The 16,786-nt window shown below is 61.2% G+C and carries 17 protein-coding genes and 3 pseudogenes; 6 read left to right on the top strand and 14 right to left on the bottom strand.

Going from position 1 to position 16,786, the window contains the following annotated elements; translation table 11 throughout:
- The first annotated feature begins 481 nt into the window (after positions 1-481).
- Genes IMX18_RS09955 through IMX18_RS09930 form a run of 6 tightly spaced genes read left to right on the top strand, consistent with a single transcriptional unit; the run spans position 482 to position 7,077 of the window.
- A complete protein-coding gene (locus IMX18_RS09955) occupies positions 482-2,584 on the top strand; it encodes a type VI secretion system Vgr family protein (RefSeq protein WP_054572749.1) in 2,103 nt (700 codons plus the stop codon).
- Positions 2,581-3,156 carry a DUF4123 domain-containing protein gene (locus IMX18_RS09950; RefSeq protein ID WP_015270578.1) on the top strand — a complete coding sequence of 192 codons (576 nt, stop codon included), beginning with the start codon at positions 2,581-2,583 and terminating at the stop codon, positions 3,154-3,156. Before IMX18_RS09955 ends, IMX18_RS09950 begins: the two co-directional genes overlap by 4 nt.
- Positions 3,153-3,995, top strand: a complete 843-nt coding sequence (locus IMX18_RS09945; RefSeq protein ID WP_054572750.1) for a hypothetical protein — start codon at positions 3,153-3,155, stop codon at positions 3,993-3,995. Before IMX18_RS09950 ends, IMX18_RS09945 begins: the two co-directional genes overlap by 4 nt.
- Positions 3,988-5,811 carry a hypothetical protein gene (locus IMX18_RS09940; RefSeq protein WP_217190115.1) on the top strand — a complete coding sequence of 608 codons (1,824 nt, stop codon included), beginning with the start codon at positions 3,988-3,990 and terminating at the stop codon, positions 5,809-5,811. Before IMX18_RS09945 ends, IMX18_RS09940 begins: the two co-directional genes overlap by 8 nt.
- Before the next feature lie 51 nt (positions 5,812-5,862).
- Positions 5,863-6,801 carry a hypothetical protein gene (locus IMX18_RS27995; protein WP_224765913.1) on the top strand — a complete coding sequence of 313 codons (939 nt, stop codon included), beginning with the start codon at positions 5,863-5,865 and terminating at the stop codon, positions 6,799-6,801.
- Positions 6,802-6,804: 3 nt separating this feature from the next.
- Positions 6,805-7,077 carry a PAAR domain-containing protein gene (locus tag IMX18_RS09930; RefSeq protein ID WP_080604882.1) on the top strand — a complete coding sequence of 91 codons (273 nt, stop codon included), beginning with the start codon at positions 6,805-6,807 and terminating at the stop codon, positions 7,075-7,077.
- Between the two features lie 346 nt (positions 7,078-7,423).
- On the opposite strand, the pseudogene IMX18_RS09925 reads toward IMX18_RS09930, so the two are convergent.
- From IMX18_RS09925 to IMX18_RS09860, 14 genes and pseudogenes are all read right to left on the bottom strand, one after another.
- Positions 7,424-7,756, bottom strand: a pseudogene (locus tag IMX18_RS09925) (CsgG/HfaB family protein); the annotation flags it as partial.
- Between the two features lie 83 nt (positions 7,757-7,839).
- Positions 7,840-8,862, bottom strand: a complete 1,023-nt coding sequence (locus IMX18_RS09920) for an RHS repeat-associated core domain-containing protein (protein WP_080604883.1) — start codon at positions 8,860-8,862, stop codon at positions 7,840-7,842.
- 70 nt (positions 8,863-8,932) lie between these two features.
- Positions 8,933-9,248, bottom strand: a pseudogene (locus IMX18_RS09915) (CsgG/HfaB family protein); the annotation flags it as partial.
- A 192-nt stretch (positions 9,249-9,440) separates the two neighbouring features.
- Positions 9,441-9,678 (bottom strand): annotated as a pseudogene (locus IMX18_RS28270) (hypothetical protein).
- Between the two features lie 594 nt (positions 9,679-10,272).
- Positions 10,273-11,121: a CsgG/HfaB family protein gene (locus tag IMX18_RS09905; protein WP_015270587.1), complete on the bottom strand. Its 849-nt coding sequence runs from the start codon at positions 11,119-11,121 to the stop codon at positions 10,273-10,275.
- Positions 11,122-11,155: 34 nt separating this feature from the next.
- Positions 11,156-11,569, bottom strand: a complete 414-nt coding sequence (locus IMX18_RS09900) for a curli assembly protein CsgF (RefSeq protein WP_013972854.1) — start codon at positions 11,567-11,569, stop codon at positions 11,156-11,158.
- Positions 11,566-11,967, bottom strand: a complete 402-nt coding sequence (gene csgE / locus IMX18_RS09895) for a curli production assembly/transport protein CsgE (RefSeq protein ID WP_013972855.1) — start codon at positions 11,965-11,967, stop codon at positions 11,566-11,568. The genes IMX18_RS09900 and csgE overlap by 4 nt, the downstream gene beginning before the upstream one ends.
- Positions 11,964-12,491: a type II secretion system protein gene (locus IMX18_RS09890; protein ID WP_013972856.1), complete on the bottom strand. Its 528-nt coding sequence runs from the start codon at positions 12,489-12,491 to the stop codon at positions 11,964-11,966. Before IMX18_RS09890 ends, csgE begins: the two co-directional genes overlap by 4 nt.
- Positions 12,466-12,840 (bottom strand): type II secretion system protein, encoded by a 375-nt coding sequence (locus IMX18_RS09885; RefSeq protein WP_015270588.1) that lies wholly within the window; start codon positions 12,838-12,840, stop codon positions 12,466-12,468. The genes IMX18_RS09890 and IMX18_RS09885 overlap by 26 nt, the downstream gene beginning before the upstream one ends.
- Positions 12,841-12,845: 5 nt before the next feature.
- Positions 12,846-13,325 carry a type II secretion system protein gene (locus IMX18_RS09880; protein WP_217190116.1) on the bottom strand — a complete coding sequence of 160 codons (480 nt, stop codon included), beginning with the start codon at positions 13,323-13,325 and terminating at the stop codon, positions 12,846-12,848.
- Positions 13,322-15,187 (bottom strand): secretin N-terminal domain-containing protein, encoded by a 1,866-nt coding sequence (locus IMX18_RS09875; protein WP_015270590.1) that lies wholly within the window; start codon positions 15,185-15,187, stop codon positions 13,322-13,324. Before IMX18_RS09875 ends, IMX18_RS09880 begins: the two co-directional genes overlap by 4 nt.
- Positions 15,184-15,693 carry a hypothetical protein gene (locus IMX18_RS09870; protein WP_043936184.1) on the bottom strand — a complete coding sequence of 170 codons (510 nt, stop codon included), beginning with the start codon at positions 15,691-15,693 and terminating at the stop codon, positions 15,184-15,186. Before IMX18_RS09870 ends, IMX18_RS09875 begins: the two co-directional genes overlap by 4 nt.
- Positions 15,693-16,256: a GspMb/PilO family protein gene (locus IMX18_RS09865; RefSeq protein WP_054572752.1), complete on the bottom strand. Its 564-nt coding sequence runs from the start codon at positions 16,254-16,256 to the stop codon at positions 15,693-15,695. Before IMX18_RS09865 ends, IMX18_RS09870 begins: the two co-directional genes overlap by 1 nt.
- Positions 16,243-16,785 (bottom strand): PilN domain-containing protein, encoded by a 543-nt coding sequence (locus IMX18_RS09860; protein WP_054572753.1) that lies wholly within the window; start codon positions 16,783-16,785, stop codon positions 16,243-16,245. Before IMX18_RS09860 ends, IMX18_RS09865 begins: the two co-directional genes overlap by 14 nt.
- Between the last annotated feature and the right edge of the window lies 1 nt (position 16,786).

The following is a 16,786-nucleotide window of genomic DNA, read 5'->3' as shown; positions in this document are numbered from 1 at the left end:
TGAACCTGTGGGAGCGGGTTCACCCGCGAAGAGGCCCTCAAGCTCAATCACGGCTACCGCTTGATTTCAACGAAGCCCTGGCGCCCATCAGTCACCCGGCACCGCCCCATTCGCGGGTAAATCCACTTCCACAGGGACGGCGTCGCACTTGAGATCCCACAGGTACTGCGCTGGCTTAGCCACCATAAAACGAAACAACCGGGCACAAAGCCGCTCCTGCAGAAACAGCGCACAACTTGTTCTCAACTAATGGCCGCGAAGACAACTTAAAGCCAACCCAACAACCAAGAAAAAAACACTAAGTTACAAGTTTCAGAAAGTCCCTACTTATAACCCAAAACAACAACACCCTGTTTATTTAAATCCCGCCGCAGCCCGCCTACCCTGCAAGTCCGCCCTCGCCATCAACCTTACCCCAGGCCCAATCTTCACCGGGCCTACGGCTGATACCGGAGCAATTCCTAACAAGGGAAAACACGCCATGTACCGACAATCTGATCTGCGCTTCAGCTTTCAACCCTTGGCTGGCGACATTCAATTCGAGGTGATTTCATTCGAACTCGACGAAGCCATCAGCGCACCATTCCAGTTGAAGCTGGAGCTGATCAGTCACGAAGATGAAGTCGACTTCGGTCAGTTGCTCGACAAGCCGGTACTGTTCACGATCTGGCAGCACGAACGCCCACTGCGCTACGTGCACGGCGTGACAAGCAGCTTCAGCCAAGGTGAAACGGGCTTTTATCGCACCCGTTACCATGCCTTGGTCGAACCCCTCCTGGCCCGCGGCGGGTTGCGTTCGAACTGGCGAATCTTCCAGCAGAAAACCGTGCCGCAGATTCTCGAAATCATGCTCAAGCGCCAGTGCATCCTTCATTTCGAGTTGCACACTTTTGGCGACCATCAGGTGCGCGAGTTCTGCGTACAGGCCGGTGAAACAGACCTCGACTTCATCGCCCGCCTGGCGGGTGAAGAGGGTTTCATCTATCGCTTCGAGCACACGCCAAAACAACACCTTCTGGTCATCACCGACCGACTGCTGGCGCTGGGGCAGATCAGCCGAGGCGCGATCAAGACCGAAGACGACGATGAAGGGCTTCCTGAAGAGGACGACGTCGGCCCCGACCAGGTGCTGTACCGCGCCAACAGCGGTGGTGATCAGGCCAGGCCTTGCCTGCGCCGCCTGCGCTACAGCGAGCAGGTACGCACCGCACGACAGGTACAGCGGGACTACACCTTCACCAACCCGCAGTACCGGCAGGAACACCGCGCAGATGACAGTGGCATCGCCCATCAGTCCCGGGATTATGAGCGCTTCGACTACCCCGGCCGTTACAAGCGCGATGTGGTCGGCGTCCCCTTCACCGCCACGCGACTCACGGCCCTGCGCCATGACGCCCGTATTGCCGAGGTAGAGGGCGACGATGTGCGGCTGCAACCAGGCCTGAGCTTCACCCTCATCGAACACCCCCGCAAAGACCTCAACACACACTGGCGCGTGATGCGCGTGCATCACGAGGGGAGCCAATTCACCAGCCTGCAAGAAGAAGCTGCCGGAGCCGAACAGGGAACGCGCTACTCGCAGGAAGCCGTGCTGGTGCCCGGCCGGATCGAATGGCGACCTGCGCCGCTGGACAAACCGCGCATCGATGGCCCGCACATGGCCACCGTCGTCGGTCCACCCGGCGAGGAGATCTATTGTGACGAATGGGGACGGGTCAAGGTCAGCTTCCCCTGGGATCGCGAGAGCAGAAACAACGAGTTCAGCTCCTGCTGGGTGCGCGTATCACAAGGTTGGGCAGGCGGCAGCTGGGGCTCGATGGCTATCCCACGCATCGGCCAGGACGTGATCATCCAGTACGTCAACGCCGACCCCGACCAGCCAATGATCACCGGGCGCACCTACTGCGGCGATCAACTGCCGCCCTACGAGCTGCCGGAACACAAGACGCGCATGACCATCAAGAGTCAGACCCACAAGGGTAATGGCTTCAACGAACTGCGTTTCGAAGATGAACTGGGTCGGCAGGAAGTGTACGTGCATGCCGAAAGGAACATGAATACCAAGGTCAAACACGACCAGACCCTGAACGTCGGCAATGATCGCGCCACTGCGACAGGCCGGGACCAAAACACCAGCATTGCGCGTGACGAGACTATCGATACCGGACGTGATCGCCGCGATCATGTTCACCAGGACCGATTCACCAGCATCGACCGCAACGATATCCACACCATTGGCAACACAAGCCGCATCACCATTGCCGCCGACCACAGCCTGAGTATCGGCGGCAATCAGTCGCTCGTCATCGAAGGTACGCGCGCCATTGAAGCCCGTACTGCACAACGCCTGCTGACCCGGTATTACATGCTTCAGGGCACGGAACGCATCCACATCCGTGGCCCGAGCGGCAAGATCATCCTCGATACCAACGGCATCACTATCGAGGCTCCCAACATCCACTTCAAAGGCAATGTCACCTACCAGACACCTGTGCAGGCCCAGGTCGAAGCCATCGAGGCCGCCATTCGAGAAGGCTCACCGCTGATTGAAGAATGCCCCTTTGCCGGGAAGGACGACGCATGAGCCTGCACCAGCAATTAAGCGAAGGCAGCCTGTACACGGGTGTCGTCAGTGCAAGCCTGTTCGTGCTTGCCGAAGCGTCGGCCAATCCGGGCCTGCTGGGCAGGCTCGAGTTTCATTCCACCCGACACCAATGCCTATGGCACCTGGACCATCACACCGGGCTGGAGAAGCATGCGCCATTACTGTTCCAGCTGACAGCAGGCAGCGAACTGGATGCCTGGCTTGGCGGCCTGGACGGGGCCTTCGCCTGTACTGTCGCCGAGACCACTCTGCCCCTCGAAGCCCTCGCGAGGCACCTGCGCCGCTTTGGCAAAGTCCAGGAAGGCCGACGTCGGTACTTCATGAGGCTTGGTGATCCTCGGTCGCTAAGCTTCTATGTCGGCTCACTGACGCACCAGCCAGACACCCTGGCCCGGCTGTTCGATCACGGACGCATACGCAGACTCTACTTTCACGATTCACGAACCGGGCTTGCACTTGGCGCACAGCCGCTGTTCGAGCAAACAGAAAGCAGCATCGAACGGGAAGGCTGCCTGGCCTGGCTGCCATTGCGCCACGAGGTCCCTGCATGAGCCTGCCGAAACTGAATCTGGGTGCGCTGCAAGCTGCCTCGCTACGGACCACCAACCGTCGACTGTCCCGCTTCCTGCTGGGGACGTTGGACGGTTCGATTGCGCGCTTTCATACCCGTCCCGAGGATGTTCCCCTGCTGGTAGCCAATGCGGGGGCTCTGGTCAGCAACAGGGGCTACACCTGCGGCAAGGAATACAGCTTGCTGGTGCTGAGCCATTTCTTGCTGGGTCTGGGCTGGTGGAACGACCCCGCAAGCGTATCGGTGTGGTCAATCCACCAGGTTCCCGGCCTTACCCAGGATGAGCGACTCGACATGCTGACCGTGCGGGCAGTAGCCCACCGTATGCAGTGGGAGGGTCAACTCACCCTTATGCATGACGTTACACGGCAGATTTTGCGCTTGCCCGATGACGATTGCGACCACGACCGGCAGTGGCGATCACTGGAGCAACTGATGACCCTGCGCGGCATACCGGCTGACGCGCAGCAGTCTTGTTACTGCTGCTATGAGTCGGATGCCAGCCGCCGCTATGCGCTGCCCGCCATCACTCACAAGGAGCTGAACGGGAACGAGATCCTCGCCCACCGCTATTACGGAAAACGGCTACCTCAGCCGTCCGATGACCTGTACAAGCTGCCCCCGTTGCCCCGCAGCCAAGTGCTGATGCATGTGCTCCTGGCGATCGCGTTCGGTCGACACTTTTACCTCAACCCATTGTTCACCCCTTGGGTGAAGTTGCTTGAAGCCACCGACTCTCCCCGAGAGCGCTGCCGGGTGTTGGCAAGTCAATTGGCAGCCCACCAACAAGCACTCAAGGAGCCGAGCCCGCATGGTTGAAGCATCTGCTTTACAAACGCTGGGGCAAGCCGCACTCAACGGGGCGCTGCCTGTTCCACCCGACATTTGCGTACCCTGCTCCCTTCCCGGCGCGCTGTTCTCCCTCGACGGCGGCGACGGTTGCGACCAGTTGCTGGGCATCCCCTCCCAGAACGGCGTCGGCCCTGCCTGGTTTCGCAACAACCCCTGGATCCGCGACCAGGCGCGCAACCACCGCGATACCTTCCTCCAGCAGGTGCTGGAGCATGCCGGCGACACGCTGGGCAATGCCTGGCTGGCTGAGTTTCATGCCTTTGCCGCCAGCGAAAAGCTGCAGTTGGTTTGCATCGACGACGAGATCCGCCTCGACGAACTGCCCCCACCCGTACTCGACCACATGGGCGAGCGCAGCCAGCACGGTTATGCCTTTGCCCTGCACAGCAATTTCTTGTTCACCGACCACAAGATCTATTTCGCCACCTTCACCCATGTGCAGTGGGCCGAGGCGCAACGGGAAGAGTACGTCGACGAGCACGGCACCCAGCGTATCAGCCCGCCCTACACCTGGCACACGCCCAGTGGCCTGTACCCGGTCGAACAGGCCTGTGAACAGCTGGCCCGGCACTACGCCGAAGCCAAGGCCCGGGCTCGCTTCTGGCAAGGCGTCATTGGCGCGGGCGAATTCGCCCTCGGAGTGCTGGCATTCATACCGGTGGTGCGCGGCATCAAGGGCACCGTATCGCTCGGCCGCTATGCCTTCGTCGCCCTGGAAGCCGCGCTGGCCGCCGATGCCATGGTCGACGGCAGCAGCCGCATGATCACTGGCGAAGGCCTGAGTATCGGCGAGCAGTTCTTCACCGACCTGGCGCGCCTGGCCAATCCCGACACTGCCGAGGCACGTGGCAAGCAGGTATTCATGGCCATCAACCTGGCCCTGCTGCTGCCGGCCGCCATCGGCGGCGCCCGTTGGCTGATGCACAAGTTGCAGCCCGGCAGCATGACCACCGTACGCCTCGACAACGCCGCGCTGTCGCAAGAGGAAGTCCGGCGCCTTGGCAACCGCAGCGCCGGCGAAGTCACCGTACTGGAAACCCGCATCCAGCGACGCCCCCGTGAGGGTGAGCTGCCGGTCACTGCCCGTGAACTGCACTCGGTGGAGCGCAATGCCAGCCTGGTCGCGCTCGATGTGGCTGGCGGCAAGGCCGACTATGCCTACATGGCCACCACCCTGCGCGACAGGCTGGTGGCCATGATTCAGCACAGCATCGGGCCGGTGCGCATGGGCGGCAGCCTGACCCGGGTCGTCGCCGATGCCGGCGAAGAAGCCCTGGCGGCGGCCCTGGTCAGCCACTGGAAGGTCAAGCCGGAGAACATCCTCGGCCTGAGCACCCACCCTTCCCGGCCCAGCCAGTTCGGTTTGAAAAACAAGAGCGACCAGGGGATCGACATGCTGGTGTACGTGCCACCACCGCCCTCGATGACGGTGCGTAACCCGACGACGCTGGAAATGCGGCATCACATCGACGGGCTGAAAGGGACGGCACCCGTGGAAGAGTTGAAGTTCGAGGCTGGGACGTTGTTGGTGATTGAAGTGAAGACGACGTTGGGGAAGAGCAAGACGCCTGGTTTTTTGAAGACACAAATGGCTGGCGGCAATGCGAATGTCGAGCGAATACAGAAACTGATTGCGCGAAAAAAGGGCGGCTGGAATATCGACGACCTAAAAACAGTAACCCCTGATATAGCCGCCAAAGCAGCACACCTGCGCAATGCAATGAGTAGTGGAAAGATCTCACACCTGCACGCTCAAGTGTTTTTTCATCTGATGGACAGTTAAGTACGCTCGCAGGCAGCTCAACCGGAATTCAGATAAACACGTGGTGACGACATGATATCTACCAATAGTTCTCGGCTAACCCGTAGCCTCAAAAGCATTAAAAACTGGGCGTCAGCTGATGCTTCGCTAGAAAAACATAGAATCATTGATTACATAAACGGAAACGACAGCATCGCTATTGCCGCCGACGAAATATTCAGACTTGGCATAAATGACATAGGAAAAAGTCTGCTCCAAGCCTCTGAGAACCCTTACTTGGAAGCACCTCGTACAATTGCCATAGGCATATTGAAACTCCTCGTAGCCAACAGCGTAATCGTCGAAAATTTAAAGGGCACCACACGGTTTGGCCTTGATGATCTGGATGGCATCACTCACGTAATGCTGTGTGCCCTGGCCACCGGACAATTTGCCCTAATAACGCCTTGCCACAGTGCTGTGTTGTCGGGTTTTACCAATGGTTACGGTGTCAGCGATGGCCACAACCTGCCGATAGGCACCACCCTTCGCTACGCCGCCTTCGGTCTGACCATCATCGGCGACTGGCTCGGCAAACCGCTTGACCTCGACAAGCACGCCCTGCCTCGCGACCCTGCCTGGGGTCAATTGGTCGCCCATTGGCGCGAACCTGATCCCGATAAACTGGCGCCTATTCTGGTGGCGGCCTGCGATACCCATGTCCAACGCATCGCCCTGACATCCCGCGAAATTGACTCCGGCAATTTCGAATTCGGCTCCCCCTTCGAGGCCGTCTACCCCGCCGAGATCCTGGCCATTCTCAACCTGCGCCGTTCGCTGGGCCTGCCGAATCCTTCCATTGACCACCCATTGATGAAAACACCCTACGCCAGCCTGACCTGCCCGCCTGGCATGCGCTTCGAGCCGGATGAACTGCTGATGCGCTTCCTGGCTGCCGCCTGCAAACACGATCCTGATGCCGTGCCGGCCGGCCTTTACGAAGCAATCTTGCAAAACAGCGCAAAGGATTGAGCGATGTCCCGACAAGGTGCGATTCGAAAAGGCGATCCCCACAGCGGGGGTGGTCGGATGGGGGAAGGAAGCGGAGTTCTTGTCAACGGGCGGCAGCAATGCGTCCTCGGAGATCGTGCGCCATGCGCGCTTCATGGAGGGACATTTGCGTTGGTCTCTGGCGGTGACGGTAGTGTCTTGTTCAACGGTATTTCGTTGGTGTTCGAGCCGGCAGAGCTTGCTTGTGGGTGCAAGGTTTCATCTACCTGTTCGGGACCTTATGCCAAAGAGGGCTGAACGACCTGAAGATCGTGGTTTCATGCATCGACCTCTTCGCAGGCTTGCACGATTTGAACAGCGCACGCGTTGTCTGTTTCGCGGGCGCGCCCGCTTTGACAGGTACTGCGCTGGCTTCGAGTTGGCGCTGTATATGTGGGAAATTGCAAAGAACAAATATCGCTCGTCTGACGCGTCCTTTGTAGGAGCAGCCTTGTGCTGCGAAGAGGCCGGTACAAGCAACAGACAGGCTTTGTCAGTACTGGCCTCTTCGCAGCACAAGGCTGCTCCTACAGAACCTCGCCGAACCAATGAGTCACGTGTTGTATGAGAGCGGGTTCACCCGCGAAGAGGCCCTCGTAGCCAATCACGGCTGCTGATTCTGGCTCAGGTACTTGTCCACCGTAGCCTGCCCTTCCCCCGCATCCCCCGCCACCTGCCACAGCCGCCGTTCGATCCCTTGCGCCAGCAAGTGCCCCACCGCCGCCTCGATCGCCGACAGCACGCACAGCTGCGCCGGTTCGTTGGTGGTGTACCCCACCTCGGCCTCGAGTAGCTTCTTGAACTCGATGAACTTGAACACCCCCGCACTGCGCCCAACCGAATAGATGGTCTTGCTGGTCATCACGTTGGCCAGCACCTGCCCGGTGCGCACGTCCACCGCGCGCAGGTTCACGGTCACCTGGTCGACGCGGTACTGGGCTCGTGCGCCGCAGCGAGATATCGGTGGCGAGTTAGCCATGATCAAAGTCGTATCAACAGTTTCTGGGCGCCAAAACCAGTTCAGCGATAAAAATGCGCATTCGGACTTTTTTCATAATATGAATCCCTACGAACGAGCGGGCCTCTTACCTCTGCACGAACAACTATTTTATCAAATGCACCCGGACGAATTACCATACTTTCATCCCCGGAATCTATATAGTCAAAATCAATGCCCTTTCTTAATTCGTTTATATTTTTTGAATACACTCCAAAGACATGTCCGCGGCGACGATTTGAGGGGATTTCCGCATACCCTGAGGCGACATTATAATTTTGTGAGATGTAAAATCCTACCCCACACCTGTCGTGCCCCCCTATTTGACTCGTGACTCCTGCCTCCAAGCTACCGGTATAGATTTCATTACTGCCGTGATACCCTACGAGCATATGACCTTCTGGTATATTCTTACGGGATACTCTCCCAAGAGGCACGATCGTTTCGAGCACCTTTCGCCCCCTTTGCATAAACCCATAAACGCCTGTGGCATTTCTCGCATATATCCCGTACAACCTCCCAAAAAATCCTCGCACTGAGAAATGCCCACTTGAATCTTCCGAATTTATAGGGTCCCCTAGGCAATACGCATATGGATTTAAACCACCAAGCATAAACGGACTCATGCTATCAGGAGTATTGAAACGCATCAAAACCGGACTAAACTCTCGATAGCCATTACCCAACGGATAATTTCGCGTAATTTGATCTGGTCGCTCACCATTGAAGCCAAGCGCCACCAGAATTTCCGAACAAAATCCATAAGGTGAATAGTTCAAGGCCTGCCGTACACGTTCGGTATTGACCACCGTTCGATGCTGATCCACTGCTAGCAATGTGTTAACGCATGCATCACCTTTACGCTGCTGCTGAGCTAATAATTGATCCGCATTCTGCATGAGGGAAGTATACAACAAGCCTTGCACTTCATTAACCATACGTTCTTTACAGTAGAACCTGTAAATCCTATGAGCCTTCCGCTCAACTGAGTGAACTTCGGAACCTGATGAAAGGCCGTCAAAACTGTTTGCCGAAATGAGTGCCATTATTGGATTCCGCTGAATTTGTGCGTTATTTGAATATCACAAACAAGACTAAATCCACCACTAGCAAAAATACCAGGTTGCATGCTGACGCCTCGATTGCCGACAGCACGCACAGCTGCGCCGGTTCGTTAGTGGTGTACCCCACCTCGGCCTCGAGCAGCTTCTTGAACTCGATGAACTTGAACACCCCCGCACTGCGCCCAACCGATCAGCATGCTTGCTGCACCCTGGGTGACGGTGGTGGAGAACGAACTGGCCGGGGTCGGCTTGTATTGCCCGGTCTGGTCGCGGAAGCCGTACATCTCTTGGGCTGAGGCAAGTTGATCAGGATAGGAGGTCGAGTCGCGCGATAGAATTGGCTGAACGGCATCTAGTAGTGTATGGATTGGGGTAAGGCTGGGTTATATTCCATAAAATTAGCGCAATCCTTGTGTGGCTTGTCGGCGATCACAAGGCTGCTCCTACAGAACCTCGCCGAACCAATGAGTCACGTGTTGTATGAGAGCAGGTTCACCCGCGAAGAGGCCCTCGAGGTCAATCACGGCTACCGCTAGAGTCCAACAAAGCCCAAGCGCCCGTCAGACACCCGGTACCGTCTTCCGCCCAACCAGTTGCTGTCTCTCCACCCCATCCAGCAACGCCTCCACCACCGCCTTGGCCGAATCCAGCCCATGGTCGTTGCTCAACAACAGATCACGACAGGTCCCCTTGGCCCAGCTCCAGTGCCTTGAGATTGGTCGCAAACGCGCCTTTGAGCAGCGTGGACAGATGCACCAGCGCATCTTCGTAGTCCACCCCCGAACGCACGGCAAACAACGGCGGATGGCTGCATTCGCACGTGGAGAAACTGGAGGACGCCGTGGTGGCGCGTACGGGAGGATCGGGTAAGCCTTTTGTCATTGTGTCGCTCCTTGATTCACTGGAGCCGCCACAAATCGCTACCAAACGAGATGGTGACGGCTGTACGCAGGTTGGTAGACCGGGAATCAAGGAAACCGGCGCGCACGGAGGCGCCCTACGCACAGCCGCCATAAAACGAAACAGCCGGGCACAAAAAAGCGCCAACTGTATCGCAGAGCGGGCGCTTGTGCGCCTTGATTGATCGCGGGCTACCAAACCCGGCTGCTGGACTTACAGCAGCGGGCAAAGACTACCGGTGTCGGGGAAGCGTTTCAAGCGAAGGGAATGTGCAGTAACACTTCCGTTGCCGCCTCCACAGGGACGGCGTCGCGCTTGAGATCACGCGATACCTGTGGGAGCGGGCATGCCCGCGAACACCGGCAAAGCCGGTGCCATCCACCGCGTCGTCTGCTTCGCGGGCGCGCCCGCTCCCACAGGGACGGCGCGGGCTTCGAGTTGACGCTGTACCTGTGGGAGCGGGTTCACCCGCGAAGAGGCCCCCGTAGCCAATCACGGCTGCTGATTCTGGCTCAAATACTTGTCCACCGTAGCCTGCCCCTCCCCCGCATCCCCCGCCACCTGCCACAGCCGCCGTTCAATCCCCTGCGCCAGCAAGTGCCCCACCGCCGCCTCGATCGCCGACAGCACGCACAGCTGCGCCGGTTCATTGGTGGTGTACCCCACCTCGGCCTCGAGCAGCTTCTTGAACTCGATGAACTTGAACACCCCCGCACTGCGCCCAACCGAATAGATGGTCTTGCTGGTCATCACATTGGCCAGGACCTGCCCGGTGCGCACGTCCACCGCGCGCAGGTTCACGGTCACCTGGTCGACGCGGTACTCGCGGGAGATGTCTATCCCCAGGTAGCGGGCACCTTCGCCGCCGCTGCGCACGTTGGTGTCGTAGGCGATGATCCCGCCCTCCAGCATCAGGTTGGCGGCCTGCAGCGGTGGCAGCTCGCCCATGATGTTTTCCGGCACGTCGGGCTTTTTCTGCGAAGCACGGATGATCTTGCGCTCGGTCAGCAGGTTCTGCAGGCCTTCACGCTCCAGCACCACGAACCAGCCGCTGGCGTTCAGGGCGTCCATCAGCATGCTTGCCGCGCCTTGGGTGACGCTGGTGGAGAACGAGCTGGCCGGGGTCGGCTTGTACTGCCCGGTCTGGTCGCGGAAGCCGTACACCACCGCCATCAACCGACCCTTGGGCCGTGGCATGTTGATCAGGTCGTAGTAGGTCGAGGCACGGGGGGTCAGGGTCGGGGTTTCCGAATCCTGTTCGGCGGGCATCGGTTCGCGCAGGCCACAACCGTGCAGACCCAGGGCGGTGAGGATCAGCAGCGTGCTCAGCAAACGTTTCATGGTGTTCTCTCCCCAAACAAATAGCCTTGCCCCCTCAAGGGTTCAGGCCGCTGACCTCAATGATCGAAATTTCTCCTGTGGCGCGATCGGTGACCTTGATGCTCAGGGCCCCGGAATCGTCGATGACGTCGATGAGAAACGCATCGGTCGCCATGCTGCCGGTGTTGCCGTTACTGATGTTGTCCAGCAACTGCGACAACATCCGCGACTCCAGCTGGTTGCTGAAGCGCTCCAGGGCCGTGGTGCCGGCAAAGGCCGAGGAACGGTCCTTGAGGTCGGGGTCGTCGTAGTCGTTCTGCGCCTGCGCATTGTTCAGCAACCAGGTGCCATTGAGCGGGTTGCCGCCAAAGGCCGGGTTGACCGGGGTGTACACCAGCTCGGTGGCCTGGGCGGCACACGCGCTGGCCAACAGGCAGGCGGCGATGCAACGGGGTATGTGGTGCTTCATAGCTCGTCCCTCTCCAGATCGGTGGTGTCCTGCAGCAGGCGTTGCAACTTGCGTTGGATGATTTGCTGCTTGACCAGGTCGGCTGCTGCAACGGCCTCGTCCTTGAGCTCGGTGGTGTTCGGCGGCAGGAAGCGGCGGTACACCACCTCACGCTCGAACTCCACGGTGACCAGGCTGCCCCAGCGGGCATCCGGGCGTTCGCGCACCACCAGGTTGAAATCAAGCCGGCTGGTGGCGCGCAGGCGGTCGGCGAAGTAGTAGTAAAAGTCGTGGCCGATGTGCGAGATGGTGTTGTCGACGATGAAGCCTTGCATCTCGTCCTCGTCCCCGGCCCTGGCCGAGGTGGCCAGCACTGCCACCAGCAGCAGGCCCAGGCACAACGCGGCCAGGCGGCTCATGGCGTGTCTCCCGGGCCGGCATGGGTCTGCACGCCACCGGCACTTTCGGTAAAGGCCTGTTCGGCGACGAACTGCCAGTCGCTGTAATGTTCCAGCCCGTCGAAACCGCTCCATTCGGCGCTGAAGCCACTGCGCTTGAACGGGGTGGCGTCCGAGCGGCTGTGCACGCCGGTGATCCGGCCATCGATCGAGCGCAGCAGGCCCCAATCGTCGCTGTTGGTGATGGGGTCGGGGTACAACCGGCGAATGTGCCGCCTGGCCTGCGGGAAGCGGTTGTCCTGCAGCAGGTCGGCCAGTTCCTGCGGATACTGGGCCAGCCCCGGCGAGGCGCGGTAGTAGCTGCGCAGGGCCTGGGCATACTGGCTGCCTACCCACAACAGCTGGCGTTCGCGGTCACGCTGGGCAGCACTGGCCCAGAGCGTGCCGGTGGCGGCCAGGGCCACGCTGCTGACCGCGATCAGCAGCAGCACGCCCAGGTAGGTGAAGCCGGCGTCGGCCTTACCATTCCGCGAACAGGCTGCCATCGCGCGCCCTCCCTGTGGCACCACTCTTGATATCGGCCACGCCGCCAGCCACGCCTTCGGGCGGTGGCACCAGCTGCCAGGCATCGCTGCGCTCGGTGATCGGGTCTATCGGGGTGTTGCGCAGGTAACGCTGTTCCACCAATTGCTCCAGCGAGTCCGGGTAGTGGCCGGTGTCGCCGTAGTAGTGGTCCAGCGCCTCGCGCAGCACCGCCAGGCTCTGGCGCAGGGTGGCTTCGCGGGAGCTTTCCAGGCTGTTGAAGTAGCGCGGCATGGCAATGGTCATCAACGTGGCGATGATCGCCAGCACCACCAGCAGTTCGATCAGGGTGAAGCCCCGGCTGCGTTTCATCGCTGTCACCATTGCCCGTAGGGGATGTTGTTCAGGCCTTTGCCGCGGGCCTTGGAATACACGTCGAACACGTCTTCGCCTTCGCGCGGGTTGTCGGGGCTGCTGTCATAGGCGCGCAGCCCCCACCCGCCTTCGTCCTCACCCTTGGCCGCCACCAGCGGGTCGTGCGGGATGCGCCGCAGGAAGTAGAACTTGGCGCCCTTGGCGCTGCGCACATCGCGCACGCCGTCGACCAGCACCTGCAGGTTCGGCGGGTAGCCACTGGCGTCCAGGCGCTTCTCGATGTAGCCGGCATCGAACGCGCGCTTGTAGGCGTCGATGGCGTCGCGAATCTGGTACAGCGCCTCGCGCAGCTGCTGTTCCTTGCCGCGGCGCACCACGGTTTCGGTCAGCGGCGCGGCAATGCTGGCAAGCAGCCCGAGCAGTGCCAGGGTCAGCACCACCTCGATCAGGCTGAAGCCCTGCATGCGGCGCTGCGCGATCATGGCCGCGGGCTCCCTTTGGGTGGGGCGATCGCCATCTGGCTTTCCACCACCGGGGCATCGGTGGCCGGGGCATTGCCAGGCACATCCGCCGGCGGCAACGGCGCCATCTGCCGCACCTGCATGGCCGACTCGGTGCCGGTGGCGAACTCCATGTCCGACGGGCTCTGGTACGGCAGGTTGCGCACGATGCGCGGGGTGATCGCCAGCACCAGCTCCGACTTGCTCATGTCGTCCTTGTTGCTGCCGAACAGCCGGCCCAGGCCAGGGATGTCGCCAAGGCCCGGGATCTTGTTGCCGCTGGCGTTGTGATCGTTGCGCACCAGGCCGGCCAGCACCTGGGTTTCGCCATCGTGCAGGCGCAGGGTGGTCTGGGCGTTGCGGGTGTCGACCTGGACCGGAATGGTGCCCTGGCGGGTGGCTTCCAGCGGGGTGGCGTTACTCACCTCCAGGGCTACCTTGATCGCCACTTCGTTGTTCAGGTGCACGGTGGGCTGCACCTCAAGCTTCAGGCCCACGTCCAGGTAGGTGACGCTTTCGGTGATCACCGGGCCCTGGGTGGACGGCACCGAGGTGGCGCTGATGATCGGTACCCGCTGGCCGATGTGGATGCGCGCCTGCTCGCGGTTGCTGACGCGGATCACCGGGCTGGCCAGGGTGTTGATGTCCTTGTCCTGCGCGTTGATCTTGGCCTGCGGTGCCGGCGCGATGCTGATGCGGCTGGAGTCGATGCCCTTGAGCTGGTCGAGCACGCTTACCGGCTGGCCGTCGGAGCTCAGCACGCCGAAGGTGTTGGGCCATTGCAGGCCGAGGTCGAGGATGCGCGAAGTGGCCACTTCCATCACCTCCACTTCCAGCACCACCTCGGGGTTGGACTGGTCCTGCGACTGCAGCAGCTTTTCGGCCATGCGCACGGCATCGGGGGTGTCGCGCATGGTCAGGGTGTTGAGGCGCTCATCGACGAACACGTCGCGGGTCTTGAGCATGGTCTTGACCATGTTCAGCGCGGTGTTGGAGTCGATGCTGGTCAGGTAGAAGGTGCGCATGACCAGTTCCTGGTAGTCCTTGGTCTTCTGCGGCGAGTCGGGGTAGATCATCAGGGTGTTCTCGTTGACGATCTTCTGCCGCAGCTGGTTCTGTTCCAGCAGCAGCGCCACGGCGTCCTCGATGCGCAACTCGCGCACGAAGATGGTGGCCTTCATGTCCGGGCGCATGTCCTTGTCGAAGATGAAGTTGATGCCGGCGACCTGGGACAGCACCTCGAAGATGGTCTTCAGGTTGGCATCGCGAAACTCCAGGGTCACCGGCCGCTCCAGCTTGCTGCGCAGTTGCGGGAACGGTTGCGCGGTGCGCGCCTGCACGTTCTCGATGTCGCTGCGCAGGGCAATGCCCTTCTGGTTCTGCGGGTCCAGGCGCAGCACTTCGCGCATGTAGCGCTCGGCACCGAACAGGTCGCCCTGGCGCAGCGCCGCCTGGCCCAGCGCCACGCGCTCGTCGAGGGTGCGGATCAGCTCCAGCTGGCGGATGCCTTCCTGGGCGCGGCGGTTGTTCGGCTCCAGGGTCAGCACCCGGCCATAGCCCATGCGGGCGCTGGCGAAGTCGTGGCGGATGCGGTCGGCGTCGGCCTGGGTCAGCAGCGCCTCGACCGCGGCCTGGCGGCTGTGGGCCAGGGCGATGTTCAGCTCGGTGTCACGCGGGTCCTCGCGCAGGGCTTCTTCCAGGCTGGCGATGCCGGCTTCGTACTGGCCCTCCTTCATCAGCTGTTCGCTGTCCTTGCGTACCGCACTGGAGCCGCAGCCGGCAATGGCCACGCACAGCGCCACTAGCAGGAACGGAGCCGGTTTGCACAGCTTTGACGACTTCATGGTGCGCTCCCTACAGACAAAGTCTGCGACTGATGCAAAGGCAGGTAGACCAGATGCAGCTCGCTGGCCGATACCCGCTCGAGGCGGTAGGTGTCTTCGATCACGTCGCCTTGGCGCACGACGTAGAGTTTTTCGCCGCTCTGCAGGAAGATCTGCAGGTCGTCGCGGTCGCCGATGCGGCCAATGAACTGGAATGGCAGGGCCGGTGCAGTCGGGGCTGCGACTACGGCGGGTGCGGTGACCACGGGTTGTTCGGTGACAGTGGCCAGAGCCTTGGGTTTGGTCCATTGCTGGGTTGGGAAGAGATCCCTGGAGGCTTGTTCCGGCCCTTTCGCGGGTAAACCCGCTCCCACAGGGACCGTGGATACCGCCGATTTTGTGGGAGCGGGCGCGCCCGCGAAGGGGGCAACACTGTCTTCCTCGCCGAACCAATGACCCGGCGCCCAGGCCAGCGCCGCACTCACGCCGAGGAAGCCAACCCAGATGACAGCACGTTGTGTGTTCATCATGACCTCGACAGGTAAAGGGTCATGCGCAGGCGGGCGTTGAGCTCGCTGTCGCCAATGCGTTTGCGTTGCAGCTCCAGGTCTTCCAGCACCAGGGTCGGCAACTGCTTGAGCAGGCCCTTGAGGAAACCGCGAATCTGCGGGTAGCTGCCGCGTACCGGCAGCACGATCTGGTAGCGCGCCAGTTGCGTCTTGGGGTCGATGCCCAGGGCATATTCGCCACGCGCCAGGCTGATATGCTCGGCGCTGGCCAGGTGGTACAGGCGCTCGATCAGCTCACTGGCCCGGGGCTGCCCCGGCAGTTGCTGGCGCAGGCTGTCGAGGGCCTGCTGCTCGGGTTTGATGGCAATCTTCAGCTCGCCACGCCTGACCCGCTCGACCTGCACGCTGGCGTCCGCTTCGGTGGCGCGCAGCTCGCGCAGGTTCTGCCATTGCGGCAACACCCCGGCGCACAGCACGCCCACGGCCAGCAGGCCCACCGCAACCGCAGCCAGGCCGACCGGGCCGACGCGACGCAGGCGCTCCTGGAGGATCAGGCTGTTCAGCGATTCACGGGCGCCCATGGCCAGTCTCCCAGGTAGCGGTGAGGGTGAAGCGCACCGGGTGTTCGGGCTGCGCGGCCAGCACTTCGTGGTTAAGCAACGACACATCGCTGAGCTCGGCACTGGCCTCCAGGCGCTGGTGGTACTGCAGCATCGCTTCCAGGTTGCGCGCCTCGGCGGTGATGCGCAGTTGGCCTTTGCGCGCGTCGGGGGCCAGGCTTAGCAGCGCCACGTCGTCCTGGGGCTGCGCTTCGAGCATGGCGAACAGCTGCTGCCAAGGCCGTTGCAGTTGCTGCGAGACGCTTTGCATCTGCGCCAGGCGCTCGGCCTGTTCGCGGCTGGCGGCGCTGCTCAGCGGCGCGACAGTGGCCGGGCGACGGCCCAGTTGCTGCTCCAGGCTGTGCACGCTGGCCTCCCGTTCGACCTGCTCGGCCTGCAAGCTTTGTTGCAGCAGCACCAGGCCGGCAACGGTGGCGCTCGCCACGGCCAGCAGCGACCAGGCCAACGGGCCGTTGCGCCGGGGCTGGAATTCCAGGTCGAGGCGGCGCATG

This window comes from Pseudomonas shirazica (genome assembly GCF_015168335.1).
GTDB classification, from domain to species: domain Bacteria; phylum Pseudomonadota; class Gammaproteobacteria; order Pseudomonadales; family Pseudomonadaceae; genus Aquipseudomonas; species Aquipseudomonas asiatica.
This window is presented reverse-complemented; position numbering and strand designations above follow the sequence as displayed.